The sequence below is a fragment of the Mucilaginibacter phenanthrenivorans genome (assembly GCF_024721155.1).
In the GTDB taxonomy this organism is placed as follows: Bacteria; Bacteroidota; Bacteroidia; order Sphingobacteriales; family Sphingobacteriaceae; genus Mucilaginibacter; species Mucilaginibacter phenanthrenivorans.
In genome coordinates, this window is sequence record NZ_JAHVAP010000004.1 from 125,135 (window position 1) to 144,838 (window position 19,704).

Annotated in this window: 19 protein-coding genes; 13 read left to right on the plus strand and 6 right to left on the minus strand. The window is 43.3% G+C overall.

Annotation, left to right across the window (positions count from 1 at the left end):
* Window positions 1–103: 103 nt before the first annotated feature.
* The 9 genes from KXD93_RS10190 to KXD93_RS10230 all read left to right on the plus strand — a co-directional run bounded on the left by KXD93_RS10190 (window position 104) and on the right by KXD93_RS10230 (window position 8,571).
* Complete coding sequence (locus KXD93_RS10190; RefSeq protein WP_258136985.1) at window positions 104–1,078, plus strand: lysylphosphatidylglycerol synthase domain-containing protein; 975 nt, start codon at window positions 104–106, stop codon at window positions 1,076–1,078.
* Window positions 1,062–2,192 (plus strand): glycosyltransferase family 2 protein, encoded by a 1,131-nt coding sequence (locus KXD93_RS10195; RefSeq protein WP_258136986.1) that lies wholly within the window; start codon window positions 1,062–1,064, stop codon window positions 2,190–2,192. The genes KXD93_RS10190 and KXD93_RS10195 overlap by 17 nt, the downstream gene beginning before the upstream one ends.
* A gap of 223 nt (window positions 2,193–2,415) precedes the next feature.
* Window positions 2,416–3,651 (plus strand): PP2C family protein-serine/threonine phosphatase, encoded by a 1,236-nt coding sequence (locus KXD93_RS10200; RefSeq protein ID WP_258136987.1) that lies wholly within the window; start codon window positions 2,416–2,418, stop codon window positions 3,649–3,651.
* A 178-nt stretch (window positions 3,652–3,829) separates the two neighbouring features.
* Window positions 3,830–4,426 carry a ribonuclease HII gene (rnhB, locus tag KXD93_RS10205; protein WP_258136988.1) on the plus strand — a complete coding sequence of 199 codons (597 nt, stop codon included), beginning with the start codon at window positions 3,830–3,832 and terminating at the stop codon, window positions 4,424–4,426.
* Window positions 4,427–4,555: 129 nt separating this feature from the next.
* On the plus strand, window positions 4,556–4,822 hold the full coding sequence (locus KXD93_RS10210) for a type II toxin-antitoxin system HigB family toxin (RefSeq protein ID WP_258136989.1): 267 nt from the start codon (window positions 4,556–4,558) through the stop codon (window positions 4,820–4,822).
* An 8-nt stretch (window positions 4,823–4,830) separates the two neighbouring features.
* Window positions 4,831–5,217, plus strand: a complete 387-nt coding sequence (locus KXD93_RS10215; RefSeq protein ID WP_258136990.1) for a helix-turn-helix domain-containing protein — start codon at window positions 4,831–4,833, stop codon at window positions 5,215–5,217.
* 118 nt (window positions 5,218–5,335) lie between these two features.
* Window positions 5,336–6,535, plus strand: coding sequence for a glycosyltransferase family 4 protein (locus tag KXD93_RS10220; protein WP_258136991.1), 1,200 nt, complete (start codon window positions 5,336–5,338; stop codon window positions 6,533–6,535).
* Between the two features lie 96 nt (window positions 6,536–6,631).
* Window positions 6,632–7,711, plus strand: a complete 1,080-nt coding sequence (gene gcvT / locus KXD93_RS10225; RefSeq protein WP_258136992.1) for a glycine cleavage system aminomethyltransferase GcvT — start codon at window positions 6,632–6,634, stop codon at window positions 7,709–7,711.
* A 146-nt stretch (window positions 7,712–7,857) separates the two neighbouring features.
* Entirely contained in the window at window positions 7,858–8,571 is a 714-nt protein-coding gene (locus tag KXD93_RS10230) for a 2-phosphosulfolactate phosphatase (RefSeq protein ID WP_258136993.1), read from the plus strand.
* 35 nt (window positions 8,572–8,606) lie between these two features.
* Here KXD93_RS10230 and KXD93_RS10235 read toward each other — a convergent pair whose 3' ends face one another.
* Genes KXD93_RS10235 through dtd form a run of 3 tightly spaced genes read right to left on the minus strand, consistent with a single transcriptional unit; the run spans window position 8,607 to window position 10,286 of the window.
* Window positions 8,607–9,476, minus strand: coding sequence for a DUF4349 domain-containing protein (locus KXD93_RS10235; protein WP_258136994.1), 870 nt, complete (start codon window positions 9,474–9,476; stop codon window positions 8,607–8,609).
* A 3-nt stretch (window positions 9,477–9,479) separates the two neighbouring features.
* Window positions 9,480–9,809, minus strand: coding sequence for a nucleotide pyrophosphohydrolase (locus tag KXD93_RS10240; protein WP_258136995.1), 330 nt, complete (start codon window positions 9,807–9,809; stop codon window positions 9,480–9,482).
* Window positions 9,810–9,827: 18 nt separating this feature from the next.
* Entirely contained in the window at window positions 9,828–10,286 is a 459-nt protein-coding gene (gene dtd, locus KXD93_RS10245; RefSeq protein ID WP_258136996.1) for a D-aminoacyl-tRNA deacylase, read from the minus strand.
* Between the two features lie 170 nt (window positions 10,287–10,456).
* Between dtd and KXD93_RS10250 the strand changes: the two genes are divergently transcribed.
* Window positions 10,457–11,689: a cystathionine gamma-synthase family protein gene (locus tag KXD93_RS10250; protein WP_258136997.1), complete on the plus strand. Its 1,233-nt coding sequence runs from the start codon at window positions 10,457–10,459 to the stop codon at window positions 11,687–11,689.
* Between the two features lie 176 nt (window positions 11,690–11,865).
* Here the strand turns inward: KXD93_RS10250 and KXD93_RS10255 are convergent, their stop codons facing one another.
* Genes KXD93_RS10255 through KXD93_RS10265 form a run of 3 tightly spaced genes read right to left on the minus strand, consistent with a single transcriptional unit; the run spans window position 11,866 to window position 14,397 of the window.
* Window positions 11,866–12,792, minus strand: coding sequence for a hypothetical protein (locus KXD93_RS10255; protein ID WP_258136998.1), 927 nt, complete (start codon window positions 12,790–12,792; stop codon window positions 11,866–11,868).
* 56 nt (window positions 12,793–12,848) lie between these two features.
* On the minus strand, window positions 12,849–13,769 hold the full coding sequence (gene rsgA, locus KXD93_RS10260; protein WP_258136999.1) for a ribosome small subunit-dependent GTPase A: 921 nt from the start codon (window positions 13,767–13,769) through the stop codon (window positions 12,849–12,851).
* A 37-nt stretch (window positions 13,770–13,806) separates the two neighbouring features.
* A complete protein-coding gene (locus KXD93_RS10265; protein WP_258137000.1) occupies window positions 13,807–14,397 on the minus strand; it encodes a DUF4468 domain-containing protein in 591 nt (196 codons plus the stop codon).
* A 224-nt stretch (window positions 14,398–14,621) separates the two neighbouring features.
* On the opposite strand from KXD93_RS10265, the gene thrA reads away from it, so the two are divergent.
* The 3 genes from thrA to thrC all read left to right on the plus strand — a co-directional run bounded on the left by thrA (window position 14,622) and on the right by thrC (window position 19,683).
* Window positions 14,622–17,069, plus strand: a complete 2,448-nt coding sequence (thrA, locus tag KXD93_RS10270) for a bifunctional aspartate kinase/homoserine dehydrogenase I (protein ID WP_258137001.1) — start codon at window positions 14,622–14,624, stop codon at window positions 17,067–17,069.
* Window positions 17,070–17,115: 46 nt separating this feature from the next.
* On the plus strand, window positions 17,116–18,108 hold the full coding sequence (locus tag KXD93_RS10275; RefSeq protein ID WP_258137002.1) for a homoserine kinase: 993 nt from the start codon (window positions 17,116–17,118) through the stop codon (window positions 18,106–18,108).
* Between the two features lie 264 nt (window positions 18,109–18,372).
* Complete coding sequence (thrC, locus tag KXD93_RS10280; RefSeq protein ID WP_258137003.1) at window positions 18,373–19,683, plus strand: threonine synthase; 1,311 nt, start codon at window positions 18,373–18,375, stop codon at window positions 19,681–19,683.
* The last annotated feature ends 21 nt before the right edge of the window (window positions 19,684–19,704 follow it).

A 19,704-nucleotide genomic window follows, 5' to 3' on the forward strand; every position in this document is an offset into this window, starting at 1 on the left:
TTCCAAACTAAAAACCATCAACTGCTAACTTTTCTAAAAGCCATGAACTATGAACCATCAACCATGAACTTTTTCGTACTATTGCAAAAATTAAATCTACCCTTTGACTGGTCGCGCTAAAAAATTATTGTCCTACCTGTTTAAACTTGGCATCTTAGTTCTCGCGGCCTGGTTTATTTATCATTCCTACTTAAAAAACCACGACAACATACATAAGTTCGAAAAGCTTGTGGATCATGTTACTTATAATAAGGTGGTTATCACTATGGTATGTGTTGTTTTGTTAATGATAGTTAACTGGGTGCTGGAATCGTTAAAGTGGTGGCATTTAACACGTAAGCTGGCGCCAATGTCGGTATGGAGAGCAATTGAATCTGTGTTTTGCGGGTTAACCTGGGCCGTGTTTACACCAAACCGAATTGGCGAATATGGCGGCAGGGTAATGTTTTTACCAAATCGCAAGCGAATTCACGGCGTGTTTGCGATGGCGGTAGGCTCGTTCGGGCAAAATGTTATCACCAACGTATTAGGGGCGGGTGCAGCAATTTGGTTCCTGTTTAAGTTTCTTGATCTTAACACCTGGTGGATGATAGGTATTGTTGTTGTTAATGTAGGCTTCATGGCTATAATGCTTACCTTTTACTTCAATATCAAATGGATGGTGTCGCTGCTTAACCGGGTAAAATTCCTGCATAAGTTCCACCGCTTTTTTGATATTATGGGCAAGTATAAAACCGGTGAGCTGTTAAACATCATGTGGTTTTGCCTGGCCCGCTTTTGTACGTTCACCTTTCAATATTACCTTATTATCCATTTGCTTATTCCGGAGATTCCGCTGTACGAAATGTCGTTATTGATGTTCCTTTTCTTCTTTATTCAATCGGCCATACCATCGCTTGATATTTTTGATATCGGCGTAAGGGGCATCACTGCCGATAAACTTTTTAGTTATGTAACAGATCAGCATATCGCCATTATTGTGGCGGTTTCGCTCATTTATATTATAAACCTGATAATTCCTGCTATTTTAGGCTCCGTATTTGTCTTTAAATTAAAATTCTTTGATCGCACTGCTTAGCATACCATCCATTTTACTTACGGTTTTATACCTGGCCGTTTTAGCATATTTAATAAAAGGCTGGGCTGCCGTAAAGCCGCCTTCGGCCAAGCTTTCAGGGTTTACCACAAAAGTAACCGTACTTATTGCGGCACGTAACGAGGAAGAAAAAATCCACCTAACCATTGAGGATATTTTGGCGCAGAACTACCCAAAGCATCTTACAGAAATAATTATTGCCGACGATCATTCAACCGATCGCACCTCGCAGATCATCCTCAGCTACGCTAACCGTGGTGTGAAGCTGTTGCAGATGAATGAGGATAAACCACTCAATTCCTACAAAAAAAAGGCTATTGCCAAAGCCATTGATCTTTCAAGCGGCGACCTTATGGTAGCTACCGATGCCGATTGCCGCATGGGCCCAAACTGGCTTGCAACCGTGGTGGGGTATTACGAACAGTATCACCCGGTAATGATATCATCGCCGGTAACTTATTTCGAGGAGAAATCGTTGTTCGAGCGGATGCAAACCCTGGAATTTAGCTTCCTGATAGGTATTGGCGCTGCATTTATCGGCAACAAGAGAGCATCCACCTGTAACGGTGCAAACTTCGCCTATCGCAAGGATATTTTTTACGAGGTTGGCGGATTCAAAGGAATAGACGACCTGGCATCGGGCGATGATGAATTGCTGCTGCAAAAAGTAGCCGAGCGTTATCCCGGGAAGATCGGCTTTTTAAAACTGTTTGATGCAGTGGTATTCACACATGCCAAACCCAACCTGAAGGAGTTTTTACAACAGCGCCGCAGATGGGCCTCAAAATCTATAAAGTACAAGGACAAGTCGGTAATTGCGTTTTCGGTGGGCATTTGGTTGTTCAATGTATCGTTAATAATAAATGCATTACTGGGAATATACGATGTGTTTTTCCTTAAGGTATTTGCCATCCAATTTTTATTAAAGTATACCTTCGAACTCGTGTTCCTTTATCCTATCGCCGCGTTCTTTAAGCGGCCATCACTTGTATCGTTGCTGATCATCATTATTCCGCTGCATATTATTTATTTCATTTACGTAGGCATTATCGGGAATACAAAAACCTATACATGGAAGGATAGGGTGGTTAAATAAGTTGATTGAGTTGGATTGAGTTGATTAGGTTAGAATGTTGGGTATAACTGCAACCAACTTGTTCACCCAAAATTAGTGTAATCCTAACAATAATTTGCGTAACCATTTTAAAACAAAGTCACTTAGTTACAGTTGTTTTAACTAATGCTTTTGATATAAAATAATAAAGTACCGGTTTTTAAAAGAAAATATCTTTATTTTAGGCTGTCCTTGTAAATTACTGATGCAGAATATTGACGACACCTCGGCCGAAGACGAATTAATACGGTTGTTGCTTAAAAGACAGACAGAGCTAAATGCTTTGCTTGAAGTAACCCAGGCTATTAATAAAGATACTGCCACATCTACATTACTGCAAATGTTGCAAGTGATCCTAAAAAGCTACTTGCAGGTAGGCAAACTGAGGTTTTTAATTGAAAAGGACGGCGGTTACGTGCTGATCTCTAAATACGGGGGCGACGTTGAGTCGGTTAGCGTTATACACAAAGCCTGCGTTAAGCTGAATAAATTTAAATGGCCTACTCCGTTGGCCAACCACCAAGACCCGCTGCTTTGCAAATACGATTACTTTATCCCCATCTACCATAAAAAAAAGGTGCTTGCTTATGCCTTGATAGGCGATTTCAACCCGTCGGGCGAGCTCTTAAATAACGACCTTAACTTTATTCAAACCGTAATAAACGTAATTGTTGTTGCGCTTGAGAATAAGAAACTGTTTCGTGAGCGGATCCTGTCTGAACGTTTCCAGCGCGAAATGGAGCTGGCGGTTGAGGTGCAGAATATGCTCATCCCACTGAAAACATATAAGGATACCAGTGTTGAGGTGAGTGCGCGCTATATTCCCCATCAAAACATCGGCGGCGACTATTTTGACTTTATCCGGCTGAACGAAAATGAATTTTTATGGTGCATCGCGGATGTTTCCGGCAAGGGAATTTCGGCTGCACTGCTGATGGCAAACTTCCAGGCCAGCCTGCACGCCTGGGCCGCAGTGGAAGACGATTTGACAAATATTATCGACAGACTAAACAAGATCGTTATCAACAACACCAAAGGCGAGCGGTTCATTACGCTCTTTTTGGCCAAATACAACCAGCATACCCGCAAACTCAATTATATTAACGCCGGGCATAATGCCACTATACTTGTTTCGAATGATGAACTCATCACTTTGAAGCTTGGCACTACTATGATCGGCGTTTTCGACGAACTCCCCTTTATTAACCAGGGCGAGGTGGACATTGAGCCTGGCACCATGATAGTGAATTACACCGATGGGCTGATGGACCATGAGCACCCCAACAAAAATTGGACTGAAGAAACCCTGCTGGATTTTGTAAAGGCCAAAGGCCACCTGCCGCCAAATGATTTTAATGAGTTGCTGATGAACCATATTAATTTGGTAATTAAGGGTAAGCCTATTGATGATGTGACGTTGCTGACGCTGAGGATTTTTTAGAAGTTATTGGGTCAAAATCGTCATGCTGAACTTGTTTCAGTATCTAATCTAATTAGTCTGCGCCTTTAATATCGGCTACCTGTCCTGTGGGATACTGAAACAAGTTCAGCATGACCTGCCATAAAAACAATTTTCAACATTTATAACAACTACAACTTCTACAACGTTTTCAACTCAAATGCTGTTATCACGATATCAATTTGAATTTCTAGAGGCCGGCTGTGACGAAGCTGGCCGTGGCTGCCTGGCAGGCCCCGTATTCGCTGCCGCTGTAATCTTGCCGGATGATTTTGAACATGAGTTATTAAACGATTCCAAGCAATTATCGGAAGAAGTGCGATACAGGCTCAGAATTGAAATAGAAGAAAAGGCAATCGCCCACGCCGTAGGTATTGTTGATAATATTGAAATCGACGCTATTAATATCCTTAACGCTTCCTTTTTAGCAATGCACCGGGCCATTGAAAAGTTGCATTTAAATCCGCAGTTTTTGATAATAGATGGCAACAGGTTTAATAAATACCGGGACGTGCCGCATAAATGCATAGTTGAGGGCGATGCCAAATATTTCAGTATAGCAGCTGCATCCATCCTCGCCAAAACCTACCGGGATGACTACATGAAACAGATTGCTGAAGAACATCCTGAATACGACTGGCACAAAAACAAAGGCTACCCAACCATCAAACACCGCGAAACAGTTATGAAGATAGGTTATACGCCTTACCACCGCCGCACATTCAGGGTGAGCGATCCGCAGTTGGAGATGTTCTGAGCTAAAAGAACACGACCATCACATGCGAAAGAATTGACAGAGATAATATTTCATTTTATTAAATTTATTTAAAAATTTGAAATAAATATTTACATTTGATCAGTGGTAATCATTATTAAAAGAACGCTTTTGGATTTTGCAGAAAAACATCCAGCATCTGCGTCATCACTAAATACATGGTATAATATTGCAAAAACTGCTGATTGGAATAAACTCGCAGATATTAAAAAGGCATTTAACAATGTAGACTACGTTGGCAATGACAGATATGTGTTTAACATAAAAGGTGATGATTTCCGGCTCGTTGCAATGATGTTTTTTGATAAGCGTACGCTGTATATACGTTTTGTAGGTACTCATAGCGAATACGATAAAATTGATTGTTCAACTATTTGAGATAAGAGATGATTGATAAAATAAGGAATGAAGCCCAGTATAACCAGGTGATGGCTTTGATAGAAAGTTTTATAAAAAAGGCGACAGAGATAGGCGGATTCAATTTTTTAAGTGATCCTGAAAAGGAAGAGTTAAATCACCTTAGCCTATTGGCAGAACAATATGAGGACAATGTTTTGAAAATTATGCCCCTGCCTGTTACTATTAATTCTGTGATTCAACATAAGATCAAAGAACTAAACCTAACCCAGGTAAAGCTTGCAGAAATGCTAGGCCTGGGAACTTCGAAATTATCCCAAATATTAAGTGGTAAACGCGAACCAGATGTTACATTCTTAAAAGCGGTACATAACAAACTTGGTATAAGTGGGGATTTTTTGTTGGAAAACGCTTAATTGCTTTAAATAATCTTTGCAATTATCGTAATTTCTTCCTGAAAAATCCATCTTATCACCATTTTACCGCTTCCCAATAACCCATTTTTTATATTTTTGTTAAAATCCTGATTAACGCTTGAGAATCCTAATTTTAACCCATCGTGTGCCTTTTCCACAAAACGGAGGATACCCTATCGTGGTATGCAATACTATCCGCGGATTAGTAAACCTTGGACATGAAGTTTCATTGGTGGCCCTCAATGCCAAGAAGAATCACCACGAAAATAACGAGGATGATAAGGACCTGCTTTCCAAAATAAATTACCGGGCTTATGACATCGATACCAATGTATCTGTGCTTGAAGTAGCCATAAATTTATTCAGCAAAACCTCGTTCAATATTGATAGGTACTATGACCCCGAATTTGAGAAATTATTGATCCGTGAGCTGCGGCTAAGGGATTATGACGTTATTCAATTCGAAGGGCTGTTGGTTTCCCTGTATTTGGATGCGGTGCGCAAACATTCAAAGGCAAAACTCATTTACCGGTCGCATAACATCGAGAACCAGGTTTGGCAGCGATTATCGGATCAAAAAAATGATCCATTTAAAAAGTCGTACCTGAAGTTGCATGCCAAGCGGATAAAAAACTATGAGCTGCAGCGGCTGAATAGCTTTAACGCGATAGCCGTATTTACAGCCCAGGATAAAGCCACACTGCTTGAATATGGCACAAAGATCCCCATCGAGATCCTGCCGGTGGGCATTAACCTGGATCATTATAAACCTGATTTCAGTAAAACCGAGTTCCCGAGCCTGTTCTTCCTCGGTTCGCTCGACTGGCTGCCAAACCGCGAGGGAATTGAGTGGTTTATCGAAAATTTTAACAAGGAATTAACGGACGGCGACCTGCGTGTAAAATTCTACGTAGCCGGCAATGACATACCTGAACGCTTTGATGACTACGATGTGATGGGCAAGATCTTTATACAGGGCGAGGTTGATGATGCGCTGGAATTTGTAAACAGCAAATCAATAATGATAGTTCCATTAATGTCTGGCGGTGGAATGCGGGTTAAGATAGTAGAGGGTATGGCCATGCAGAAATGCATCATCTCCACCTCGCTTGGCGCCGAGGGAATTGATTACGCAAACGGTACAAATATTATTATCGCCAACAATTTTGATGAGTTTTACGATGCCATAAAGCTTTGTATAGCCGATGAAGAGTACTGCAAGGAAATCGGCCTTAACGCCCGTAAATTAATGGAAGAACAGCACGACGTAAACAAGGTAACCAAAAAACTGGTTGACTTTTATGAATCCGTTATTTAATTACGACTGGTTAAATGCCTTATCCGGTAAGCAAATCTAAAATCGTAAATCGTAATTCGTAAATCATTGTTACTTTTGCCGCATATATAGCTATAAATGAAAAATACCGCTTTAACTGACGTTCATATAAAGGAAGGCGCCAAAATGGTTCCCTTTGCAGGTTATAACATGCCCGTACAATATGCAGGCATCAATGCCGAACACGAAACCGTACGCAACGGCGTAGGGGTGTTTGACGTGAGCCACATGGGCGAATTCGTTATTAAGGGTGACCACGCATTAGAACTAATCCAGCAGGTTACCAGCAATGATGCATCCAAATTATATGATGGTAAAGTACAATACTCCTGCCTGCCAAATTTAGACGGCGGTATAGTTGACGACCTTTTGGTTTACCGCATCGACGAAAAAACCTATATGCTGGTGGTTAACGCCTCAAACATCGATAAGGATTGGGATTGGATCTCAAAATTCAATACCATGGGCGCTGATATGAAAAACATTTCGGACCGCACATCACTCTTAGCAATACAGGGCCCGAAAGCAGCTGCTGCTTTACAAAGCTTAACCGATATCGACCTGGCCTCAATGGAATATTATACCTTTAAAAAAGGGACATTTGCCGGGGTTGACAATGTAGTCGTGTCCGCAACAGGCTATACAGGTGCCGGCGGCTTTGAGATCTATTTCGAAAACGCAAATGCTGAAAAGATCTGGGATGCCATTTTTGAAGCTGGCAAACCATTCAGCATAAAACCAATAGGGCTTGGTGCGCGTGATACCTTACGCCTGGAGATGGGCTTCTGCCTTTACGGTAACGACATTGACGATACCACATCACCATTGGAAGCCGGCCTGGGTTGGGTAACAAAATTCAGCAAGGAATTCAACAACTCGCCGGCATTACAGCAGCAAAAACAAGAAGGTGTAAAACAACGCCTGGTTGGCTTTGAAATGATTGACCGCGGCATTCCCCGCCATGATTATGAAATTGTGGATGCCGATGGTAACAAAATAGGTAAAGTAACATCAGGCACGCAATCGCCATCGCTGCAAAAGGCAATTGGAATGGGCTATGTTAAAACCGAATTCGCGAAGGAAGGCACCGAGATCTTCATCAGTATAAGAGACAACAAAATTAAGGCGAAGATTGTAAAACCGCCGTTTGCCAAGTAGTTCATTGGTTTATTTGTTCATTAGTTCATTGGTACTTGCCAACGGGCTAATGAACGTAACCTCGCTGACTATCTTACTTACCTTATTTTCTCCCCGTTCATTGATTCACCAGTTTTGTACCAATGAACTAATGAACCATTGAACTAATGAACCAACTCAACGTTTGCCTCACACCTGTACTGATCCCGCTTTATGATGTGGAGGATAGTGTTGTGGTTATTATCGACATTTTCAGGGCCACATCATCCATTTGCTATGGTATCGAAAATGGTGCCGTGGCAATAATCCCGGTATCAGGAGTTGAAGAATGTGAAGCTTATCGTTCACATGGACATTTACTGGCCGCCGAGCGTAATGGCGAAGTGGTAACCGGGTTTGATTTTGGAAACTCGCCGTTCTCCTACACAAAGGAAAAAGTTGCAGGTAAAACCGTTGTGCTGACCACCACCAATGGCACACAGGCGCTGCATCTCTCGCGCAAGGCTAAAAAAATCGTTATTGGTTCATTTTTAAACCTCACTACATTATGTAACTGGCTTAAAACCCAGGACGAAAACATCCTGCTGGTATGCGCAGGCTGGAAAAACAACTTCAACCTGGAGGACAGCCTTTTTGCGGGAGCCGTTGTTGAACAGCTCAAGGAAACAGGTTTAAAGCTCGATGACGCCGCCATTGCCGTCAATGATCTTTTCCAGCTTGGTAAAAATGACATCAACGACTATCTCAAAAAAACCTCTCACGGTGAGCGCCTCAAAAAGTTGGGTATTGAGAAGGATATAGAATTTTGCTTACAGGTGGATATAACCACGGCTATCCCAGTACTGGATGGGGAGAAGCTTGTGAAATTAGTTATTCAGTAGCAGGAATTAGTAGCGGTTACCTACCCCCTAGTTATCTACTGTGGTAAGCTATTCTTTGCCTCGCCATCGTTTGCCTTATTCTTTTTGTGCCACGCCTTCACCATGTAAAAAAGTATAATTAACACAATCCACAGCGGCCATAAACCCAGGAAGCCAAAAAACATCACACCAAGGACTTCCCAGCCGCCGGACAATGCAGACATTAATTTATAACCAAAGGTTTTACCGTTATCCTGTACTAGCTCCCTGGCGTAAAAGGTAATATCCAGCGAGCTGTAGTTAACCTGTTTAACCAAATAGTTTAATTGCCCTTGTGCCGACTCTATGTCGCTACGGATTTCGGTGAGCTTGTCTTCAATTTCAAGCACATCACTCATTTTATTTGCCTTTTTCAGCAAATCGAGGTAACGCTCTTCTAACTTCTTTTTATTTGATAGTTGGGCTGACATATCGATATATTCGGTAGTAACATCCTTAATACTGATATCTTTTGAATCCACCCTTTCAGCAATTGATGAGACGCCGCTCAAAAAGCGTTCAAAGCTTTTTGCAGGAACCCGGGCACTGATGTTATATTCCTTGCGGTTATTATCGCTATTATTTTTTTCACTTTCCTCTGCTATATAACCGCCTAATTGAGTCAACGAATTATAGATTGCCGTCCTTGCCTCGCTTATATTACCTGCCTCAAAGCTAATTTCACCCTCTTTAGTTACTTTTTTTGAAGTATCGCGAACACCCGGATCCGGGATAGCCGCCTTTTTGTAACTAACCACCATGTCTGCAGCTGCCGGAGCATTCTTTAATACAACATTCATAGCCTTTGCTTTTTCCTTTCCGGGGTTCCCGTTTCCGCAGGCAGCCAGTAAAAAACATAAAGCGGGGAGCCAAATAAGCCTTTTCATATTTCAGGATTTGAGTTTCTCATTATTCCGGTGCCTGTCTTTGTCCCTTATGCTTTTCTTCTCCATATTCTTTTCAAGGGCTTCAGTCAGGTCTATCCCCGTTTGATTTGCCAGGCAGATCAGCACAAAAAGCACATCCGCCATCTCATCAGCCAGGTTAACTTCCGTATCCGATTTTTTAAACGATTGCTCACCATACTGCCTTGCCATAATGCGGGCAACCTCGCCCACTTCCTCCATCAAAATGGCAGTGTTGGTCAGCTCGTTAAAATAACGGATGCCGGTTGTTTTTATCCAATTATCTACAAGATGCTGCGCTTCCTTAATTTCCATAAAATATTTTCAAAAAAATTAATGATTGTCCTTATCCCTGGTATCCATAATAATGGTAACAGGCCCGTCGTTCAATAAACTTATCTTCATATCGGCCCCAAAAATGCCGGTCTCTATCTTTTTCGACGTTAGCGTTTCAAGGGTTTTGATCATCTGTTCATACATCGGAATCGCCTTTTCAGGCCTGGCGGCCCTTATAAATGATGGCCGGTTTCCTTTTTTAGTTTGAGCGAATAACGTAAATTGAGAGATCAGTAAAATATCGCCATTTATATCCGCCAGCGCTTTATTCATTAAACCATTTTCATCGCCAAAAACACGTAAGACCGAGATTTTCTGTGCCAGCCATTGCAGGTCGTCGTCGGTATCTGCGTCTTCAATCCCCAGTAACACCAAAAATCCTAAGCCAATAGCGCCTGTTATTTCCTCATCTACTTTGCAATTGGCTTCAGTTACTCTTTGTATTACTGCTCTCATGTACGTGGTTGATTAAGTTATATTAAGACAGTGGTTGATTAAGTTAAAGTCAAACATAGTCAACTTAGTGCAATTCTATCAAGCATTTAAACCGCTAATGTGAAAATTAATCAAAACTCCCTTTCAATTTTATTAGTTTCGCAATCTGTTAATAAATAATTTTTTCTTCGATGGCCTCAAAAGGATTTACCACCACCATATTACACTCTGACCGCTTAGGCAAACCTGAACACGGAGCCCTGCACAAACCCGTACATACCTCTGTTACTTACGGCTATGATGATGTGCAGGACCTTGTTGATATTTTCCAAAACAAGAAAAAAGGCTACGCTTACTCCCGCCAGGGCAACCCAACCGTTACCGCGCTGGAGCATAAGGTAACCAATATGGAAAATGGTATGTCGACCATTGCGTTTTCAACCGGGATGGCGGCTATATCTGCAACAATCCTCGCTTTAATTAAGCATGGCGACCACATCTTAGCAAGCTCCTTTTTGTTTGGTAACACCCGCAGCGTGTTCCAGTCGTTTATGGATATGGGGCTCGATATTACTTTTACTGATGCTACCTCGGTTGATAACATAAAGGCGGAGCTAAAGGACAATACTCGCCTGATCTTTGTAGAAACCATTGCAAACCCTGCAACGCAAATAGCCGACCTGGAAAAAATAGGCGACCTGTGCGAAGAAAAAGGCATCATCTACGTAGTGGATAACACCATGACCTCGCCCTATAACTTCAAACCGGCTAATGTAAAGGCAAGTTTGGTAATCAACTCCTTAACCAAATATATTGGCGGCCACGGCAATGCCCTTGGCGGCAGTGTTACCGATACCGGCCTGTTTAACTGGACCAACTTCCCGAACATATTCGAGGGCTTTAAAGCCCAGGTTAAACCTGAAGTTTTAGGCATGACGCAGATCCGCAAAAAAGGCTTGCGTGATGCCGGAGGCACATTATCTCCTGAAGCTGCACATTCCATCTCTGTAGGTTCTGAAACATTGGCCCTGCGCCAGGAACGTGCCTGTGCTAATGCGCTGGCCCTGGCTACCTTTTTTGAAGCACATCCGTTGATCAAAAAAGTTTACTACCCTGGCCTGGAGTCACACCCGCAGCACCAGATGGCAGCCAAACTGTTCTATAAATTCGGCGGACTGATGAGCATCGAATTGGATAACAGCATCGATTGCTTTGCATTCTTAAACAAGCTGAAACTGGTTATTAAGTCAAGCAACCTGGGGGATACCCGCACACTGGCTATCCCTGTGGCGCATACCATATTTAATGAGCTTGGCGCTGAAAAACGCGCTGAAATGGGCATTTCTGACTCAATGATCAGGTTATCTATTGGCATTGAAGATCTCGATGATTTGCTGGAAGATTTTAAAACGGCGTTAGCTTAAAATAGATACAAGACAACAAGAAGCAAGAATCAAGATGAGAAACCATATTAAGGGCCTTTTCTTGATTCTTGCCGCCTCCCTTACTTTTTCCTGACATCAGCGAGATCCACCCAAATATTGCCGTGACTTTTTATCGGTCTGACAGTTTAGTAAAATACGATATTTAGGAAATGTAGTTATTTTCCAAAAAACCATTTTATAGTTTCCCAAAATGATTTGGACGGACCATCCTCTTCGTGATCTTCTTCTTTCCGGCGTTCCTGTCTTTTAGGGACGCTGGCAACAGGTTTGCTATTCGCCTCCGGAAACGGTCTGTCGTTAAAAGATTTAAATCTGTAAAGTGATTCCCGGAATCCATCTTCACCAAAGTTATCCATTTTAACAATCTCACCTTTGTCAATCAGTTCAATAAATACGTATGCCTTAGTGTATAAAATGTGTTCGTTAATTATTGCTGTTATTTCATCCAGGGTCTCAGCGGAATCATCATATACCGAGCCTAAAACCTTTATCGTATTTTCCAACGGCTCCATTAGATACAATGTAAATTTCCCGAATTTTTGAATCAGCAGCTCATTCATTGTCATATCAACCCTGAATAGCGGATTGTCTTTATAGGCAACCGCCAGCCCCACGCCAAAAAACTTTAGCGGCCCGTCATTTATTTGCCCCCAGATGCCCCCTTTTTTGTCAAAATACTCGCGGGTAAAAGGTTCAAAGTGCCAGGTTTGATAGTTATCGCTGATTAATTTGAGTAACCTAACATGAGCTATGTGGTCAGTTTCCTCTTCCAATAGTATTTCACCGTTCTGAAACACCCTCCCTTCTGAAGTACATTGACCACCGAAACAATCTACTTCTACAAAAGCAATTTTTTTATCTGGATTTAGTTTTGATATCTCTGCAGAGATGGGCTGCAGCGCTTCTTCAAAAGCAACCTTATCGATATTCCTAAGGTCTACTTGACCGACGATCCCATTAAAAGGATGTACGACCTGTCTGATTTTTGCTGCCGGAAAAAGATTTCCGATTTCGGTATGCAATTTTGCATATTCATCCTTATCATCAATTTGCGCAATTATACTAAACGTGTTATAGCTCATATCTGCTGTTGTTTATTGCTCTTTCTAATTAAACCAGGTTTTGTATCGATCTTCTACTACGCCCGCGTATCATTCCCATTATAAATACTCAAATAGCTTTCATAACGTGATAATTCAATTTCGCCGTCCTCCAAAGCGGCCAGTACGGCGCAGCCGGGCTCATTAATATGGCGACAGTTGTTAAAACGACAATCGTGCATGCGCTCGCGCATTTCGGGGAAGAAGTGGCTGAGTTCCTGTTTTTCTATGTCGATAACACCCAATTCGCGAATGCCGGGGGTATCGATGATGAATCCGCCCTGTGGGAGTTCAAACATTTCGGCAAAGGTGGTGGTGTGCATCCCCTTGTCGCTCCAGTCGGAAACCTGGTGGGTGCGCAGGTCGAGATCGGGCAGCAAGGCATTGATCAGGCTTGATTTCCCAACGCCTGAATGACCTGAAAACAGCGTTATTTTGCCCTTTAGTAATTCCTGGATCTTATCAATATTGGTGCCCTCCAAGGCCGAAACCTCGTAACAGGGATAGCCTATTTTTTCATAAACTGCCTTGTATTCTGCAAGGATCTCCAGCCCCTCATCGCTAAACAGGTCCACTTTATTATAGATCAGCTTTGCCGGGATGCTGTAGGCTTCAGCTGTCACTAAAAAACGATCAATAAAGCCTAAAGACGTGCGTGGTGACGCTAAAGTTACCACCAACATAGCCTGGTCCAGGTTGGCAGCAATGATCTGCCCCTGTTTGGACAGGTTGATGGATTTGCGGATGATGTAATTTTTGCGTTGCTGCAAGGTGGTGATCACGCCGGTTTCCTGGTCGGGCTCCATATCAAAATCAACCACATCCCCCACGGCTAGCGGGTTGGTAGTCGTAATCCCTTTAGTTCTGAATTTTCCCTTTATCCGGCAATCTATACGTTCACCCTCGGGTGTTTGCACCTGGTACCAGCTTCCGGTTGACTTTGTGATTAATCCCTGCATATTAACAAGCTTCAAAAGTAATAAATTAGACAGCTTATTAGTTTACCATCGTCTTATTTAACGAAGCAATACATGCGCGGATGGTATCATCGGTACATTTCAGGTATTCCCTGATCTTTTTTCTGCCTAAATTTATAGAATTGGCAAAGCCCAAATGTTTCTGCTTGTACAATCCTATCAGATAATCCGGGCTACTTTGATAATAAATTACCCTCCTGTAAAAATCCTTTTTGGGAACAAAAAAGATGTCGGAGATCCTATAAGTATAATAACCGTTTTTACAATTTATCTTGATCGAGAATATTAAATAGAAATCATATTTCACTAATGCGACCGAGGTTGTAGCTATCCTAAATTCGAGTCCTGCCCGGTTTAATATTACACTTGAGGTATCCTTATCTTTTGCCAGCGTATCAGGCCTATAGACCTTAAAATATCCTTTAAACCACTTTTTGGCGGTGGTATCTAAAATGGCTTTATCATGCCCCTTAACAATAATACTATCAGCATAAACTAATTTACCATTAATAACCGGCAGATTGTAAACTATTGAATCTTTGCTTGTTTGGCCAATTCCGACCTTTGCAAGCAGCAAAAACAATAAAACAGCAAGTATCTTTCTAACCATATTTTAGGTAATTATATAAAAAATAAAATAACCCTTGCTTATTAAAAAAATATCTACTTACTTTACAGACATTAAAGAATATGATAATTAACAACACCACATCAACAACAATTACTACCACCGGCGTAAAATCCGGAGGAAGATAATCGTATGGTGTAAAAACATAAAAACCAAATGAGCGCCTTCCTCCGAAAAGAGGAAGGCGTTTTGTTTTAATAGCTAGTATGAAGATTTTAAAATTTGGCGGTACTTCCGTAGGATCAGTTCAAAGCATCCAAACCTTATTAAACATTGTAAAAGCCGAAGTGAACAACGGCGAGAAGCCGGTGATAGTTCTATCAGCCATGAGCGGCGTAACCAATTTGTTGGTTTCTATGGCCGAGGGCGCTGCAAACGGGATAGAGTTTACGGCGCAACTAGCCGAACTGGAAAAACGCCACTTTGATGTAGTAAAGAGCCTGCTTACTGTTCAAAACCAAAACCCGGCTTTTACCCGCCTTAAAATTTTCTTTAACCAACTGGAGGACCTGTTGCAGGGCGTGCTTACCCTTCGTGAGCTTACTCCCAAAACCCGCGACCAGGTGCTCAGCTTCGGGGAACGCTGCTCAACTTTGATGATCAGTAAAATTGCGGCGCAGTTTATTCCGCAGGCCTTGTGTGTGGATGCCGCCGACCTGATCCGTACCGACAGTTCATTTGGGCAGGCAAAGGTGAATACGGAACTTACTGAATTATTAATAAAAGGCTTTCTACAGGAACACAGCGATAAGGTGTTATTTGTAACCGGTTTTATAGCGGCTAACGAAGCCGGGCAGGTTACAACGCTTGGTCGTGGTGGCAGTGATTATACCGCCGCCATATTTGGCTCGGCCCTAAATGCACGGGAGATCCAGATCTGGACCGATGTTAACGGGATGATGACCGCCGATCCGCGCATGGTAAAGAAGGCATTTTCGCTGCCGGAGCTTACTTATACTGAGGCTATGGAGTTATCATACTTCGGGGCTAAGGTGATCTATCCACCAACCATGATCCCGGCATTTTTAAAGAAGATCCCGATAGTAATAAAAAACACCTTCGAGCCGGAATTTGAGGGAACCGTGATCCGTCATGATTGCAAGCCATCAAATTTACCGATAAAGGGCATCTCGTCCATCAATAACATCAGCATCCTTAACCTGGAAGGCAGCGGCATGGTGGGTAAATCAGGTTTTAGCGGCAGGTTGTTTTCATTGCTGGCGCGTGAGCAGATCAATATTATCCTGATCACCCAATCATCATCTGAGCACAGCATCACTTTTGCTGTTCAACCTGACGATACAGAAAAGGCCCGCCAATTAATAGAACAGGAATTTGAGCTGGAGCTCATCGCCAAAAAACTGGAAGATGTGGTGATCGAGAAAAACCTGGCCATTATTGCAATAGTGGGCGAAAACATGAAGCAAACTCCGGGCGTCTCCGGCAAGCTATTCCACGCGCTGGGCCGAAACGGGGTAAATGTAAGGGCCATTGCGCAGGGATCATCTGAATATAACATCTCAGTTATTATCTCCGCTCATGACCTTGCAAAGGCGCTGAATGCAGTACACGATGGATTCTTCACCCAGCTTACCAAAACACTTCATGCCTTTTGCCTGGGCACCGGCAACATTGGCCAAACCTTGTTTAAGCAACTGAATGCACATAGTGCGTATTTGCAGGAACATAATGGCATCCAGGTAAAAATCGCGGGCATCAGCAATACCCGCAAAATGATATTTAACAGTGATGGTATTTCCCTGGACAACTGGCAGGACGAACTCAGGGCCTCGCACGAAACTGCCGACCTGCATGAATTTGTTGCCCGCATGAAAAGCATGAACCTGCCTAACTGCGTATTTATTGATAATACAGCAAGCCCCAAACCGGTTGAGTTTTATGAGCAGGTTTTTAAATCGAATATTTCGGTCATCACCTGCAATAAAATAGGCAACTCGGCATCATATAAACAATACAAAACCTTCCATGACGCTGCCAAACAGCATGGGGTCGACTTTTTTTATGAAACCAACGTGGGCGCTGGTCTGCCCATCATCCGTACCCTAAAGGATTTGATGAACAGCGGCGACAGGATAGCAAAGATCGAGGCCATTTTATCAGGCACTATCTCGTTTATCTTTAATAATTTTAAAGGCGATGCCAACTTCCACGACGTGGTGAAGGAGGCACAGGAAAAAGGCTATACCGAACCTGATCCACGTGACGATTTGAGCGGGAAGGACTTTATGCGCAAGATCCTGATATTGGCCCGCGATGCCGGTTACGTGATGGAGGAAGCTGACGTCAAGATAGAAAATATGCTACCGCAAAGCTGCCTGGATGCGCAGTCAGTAGACGACTTTTACGCTGCCTTGAAGGCCGAAGATTCGTTCTTCAGCAACCTGAAGGCAAAAGCCGAAGCAGATGGAAAAGTATTGCGCTATATCGGCAAGCTTGATAACGGCAAGGCGGAGATCACCTTGCAAATGGTTGACGAAAATCATCCGTTCTTTACCCTGTCAGGAAGCGATAACATCATTTCCTTTACAACCGACAGGTATAAGGAACGCCCACTGGTGGTAAAAGGCCCAGGGGCAGGTGCCGAAGTAACTGCGGCTGGTGTATTTGCTGATTTAATAAATGTGGGAGCATAGGAGCCCAGCCCCCTAACCCCCTAAAGGGGGAATTAAAAACGATAAAATGGAAAATAATATACAAGAAATTAAAACCTCCACTATCAAAGCCTCCCCTTTAGGGGGCGGGGGGGGAATTCACGTCTTCGCTCCGGCAACTGTTGCCAATGTAGTTTGTGGCTTTGACGTGCTCGGGTTCGCCGTTAATGAACCCGGTGACGAGGTAATTATGCGTGTTACCGGCAAGCCCGGCATTACCATCAGCAAAATTACCGGCGATGATGGTCGTTTGCCGCTGGACCCTGCTAAAAATACAGTGAGTGTTAGCGTGCAGCATTATTTAAACAGCATTGGTCGTGCTGATATTGGGCTGAATATTGAGCTGCATAAAAAGATGCCGATAGGCAGCGGACTGGGTTCCAGCTCCGCAAGTACCGTGGCGGGTTTGTTTGCGATTAAAACTTTGCTTGGCGATGATACGGATCCGAGCAACCTCTTGCCCTTTGCCATGAAGGGCGAGGAAATGGCCTGTGGCCATGGTCATGCAGATAACGTTGCTCCTGCCCTGTTTGGTGGCTTTGTGCTGGTTAGAAGTTACGAGCCGCTGGATATAGTAAGGCTCCCTCACCCGGAAGGTTTGTATTGCGCCATCGTGTTCCCGGACGTTGATGTGCCTACCCGCGAAGCAAGGCAGATCATTCGTAAAAATATCCAAATGAAGGACGCGGTAACCCAATGGGGTAACATTGCCGGGCTGGTAAGTGGTTTGTTTATGAACGACATCGACCTGATAGGACGCAGTATGAAGGATATTTTGGTTGAGCCCGTTCGCTCCATGCTTATCCCTGATTTCTACAAGATGCGCGAAATGGCCATGGAGTTAGGTGCGATTAGTTTTGGAATTTCCGGCTCCGGTCCATCCGTTTTCGCTTTCGCACGCGATGAGGATACCGCCAACCGCATCACACAAAGGTTACAGCAGCATTTAACAGGGATCAGTATTGGCAGCAATACTTATGTATCAACTATTAATGATAAAGGGCCGAGAGTTTTAGGGTGAGGTGAAAGCTAAAAGGCGAAAGCTGAAAGGCAAAAGCCAAGCCCACCTGCGTCATTGCGAGGAACGAAGCAACCTCTACGTAGGACGATCACGGACCGCAATGTCGCCGGGAACTTACAGCCGCTGTCAGGTTCACACAATTTTGTTGCTCCCTGATCTGCATAGCTCAGAGATTGCTTCGTTCCTCGCAATGACGGAGCTTTTAAAATAATAAAATCAAAAAATAAATCCGAATTCGAAAGTTCGAAATCCGAAATAAAAAAAATGCAACTATACAGTACCAAAAACCCATCCACCCGCGTGTCCTTTAAAGACGCGGTTTTTAACAGTATGCCGCAGGACAAGGGCCTTTACATGCCCGTAAACATCCCACGACTGGACGATAAATTTTTAAACAACCTGGATGAATATACCCTTCCCGAAATTGCCCTGCACGTAGCGCAGCATTTAATCGGTGATGATATTCCTGCCGACGACCTGAAAGCGATCATTCACGATGCCATCAACTTTTTAGCGCCCGTGGTAAAGCTGGAGGAAAACATATTCGTGCTGGAACTGTGGCATGGCCCGTCGCTGGCGTTTAAGGATTTCGGCGCGCGCTTTATGAGCCGGGTGATGAGCTATTTTTTAGAAGCCGGCGAAAAACAACTGGATGTGTTGGTTGCTACCTCGGGCGATACCGGCGGGGCAGTTGCGCTTGGCTTTTTAGGTGTGCCTAATACCCGTGTTACCATTCTGTACCCAAAGGGAAAGGTAAGCGAGATCCAGGAACTGCAATTAACTACTAACGGTCAAAATATTCGGGCTATTGAAATCGATGGCACATTTGATGATTGCCAGGCGCTGGTTAAACAAGCTTTTACAGATGCTGAACTGAATGAGAAGTTTCGTTTAACATCGGCTAATTCGATCAACATAGCAAGGCTGATCCCGCAAACATTCTATTATTTTAATGCTTATGCACAGCTATTGAAACAAGGCATCAGCAAGGTGATCTTCTCTGTGCCGAGCGGCAATTTCGGTAATATAGGGGCCGGCTTGTTAGCCTGGAAAATGGGCTTGCCGGTGGAACATTTTATAGCGGCAACCAATGCCAATGATACCGTGCCTGAGTATTTAAAATCAGGCGTTTATCAGCCCAAGCCATCTGTGGCGACTCTCAGCAACGCCATGGATGTCGGCGATCCAAGCAACTGGGTACGCATAGCCGAGCTGTTTAAGAACGATATGGACGAGTTGAAAGATTTAGTAACAGGTTACCGTTACGATGATGAGGAAACCCTTGAGTCCATAAAGTTCATCAACGACAACTATAATTATGTGGCTTGCCCGCATACCGCAATAGCCTGGCAGGCGTTAAGAGATTGGCAACAGGACAATTATAAACCCGACACTGCCGGGGTATTCTTGTCAACTGCTCACCCCTGCAAGTTCCCGGATGTTTTCCCGGAAAGCATTGCAGCAAAAATTGATATACCGGAACAGGTGGAGGATTTGGCAAAAAAAGAAAAACAAGCCACCGCTTTAGGCAAAGGTTTTGAGGAATTTAAAAAGTATTTATTGGAGAATGAATAGCGGTGCTTTCCTCCCGTCATG

Excerpts from the sequence above, each read along its gene's own strand:
- KXD93_RS10200 (WP_258136987.1), top strand. The coding sequence starts at position 2,416 with ATGCAGAATATTGACGACACCTCGGCCGAAGACGAATTAATACGGTTG.
- rnhB (WP_258136988.1), top strand. The coding sequence starts at position 3,830 with ATGCTGTTATCACGATATCAATTTGAATTTCTAGAGGCCGGCTGTGAC.
- KXD93_RS10215 (WP_258136990.1), top strand. The coding sequence starts at position 4,831 with ATGATTGATAAAATAAGGAATGAAGCCCAGTATAACCAGGTGATGGCT.
- gcvT (WP_258136992.1), top strand. The coding sequence starts at position 6,632 with ATGAAAAATACCGCTTTAACTGACGTTCATATAAAGGAAGGCGCCAAA.
- KXD93_RS10230 (WP_258136993.1), top strand. The coding sequence starts at position 7,858 with ATGAACCAACTCAACGTTTGCCTCACACCTGTACTGATCCCGCTTTAT.
- KXD93_RS10235 (WP_258136994.1), bottom strand. The coding sequence starts at position 9,476 with ATGAAAAGGCTTATTTGGCTCCCCGCTTTATGTTTTTTACTGGCTGCC.
- KXD93_RS10240 (WP_258136995.1), bottom strand. The coding sequence starts at position 9,809 with ATGGAAATTAAGGAAGCGCAGCATCTTGTAGATAATTGGATAAAAACA.
- dtd (WP_258136996.1), bottom strand. The coding sequence starts at position 10,286 with ATGAGAGCAGTAATACAAAGAGTAACTGAAGCCAATTGCAAAGTAGAT.
- KXD93_RS10250 (WP_258136997.1), top strand. The coding sequence starts at position 10,457 with ATGGCCTCAAAAGGATTTACCACCACCATATTACACTCTGACCGCTTA.
- KXD93_RS10255 (WP_258136998.1), bottom strand. The coding sequence starts at position 12,792 with ATGAGCTATAACACGTTTAGTATAATTGCGCAAATTGATGATAAGGAT.
- rsgA (WP_258136999.1), bottom strand. The coding sequence starts at position 13,769 with ATGCAGGGATTAATCACAAAGTCAACCGGAAGCTGGTACCAGGTGCAA.
- KXD93_RS10265 (WP_258137000.1), bottom strand. The coding sequence starts at position 14,397 with ATGGTTAGAAAGATACTTGCTGTTTTATTGTTTTTGCTGCTTGCAAAG.
- thrA (WP_258137001.1), top strand. The coding sequence starts at position 14,622 with ATGAAGATTTTAAAATTTGGCGGTACTTCCGTAGGATCAGTTCAAAGC.
- KXD93_RS10275 (WP_258137002.1), top strand. The coding sequence starts at position 17,116 with ATGGAAAATAATATACAAGAAATTAAAACCTCCACTATCAAAGCCTCC.
- thrC (WP_258137003.1), top strand. The coding sequence starts at position 18,373 with ATGCAACTATACAGTACCAAAAACCCATCCACCCGCGTGTCCTTTAAA.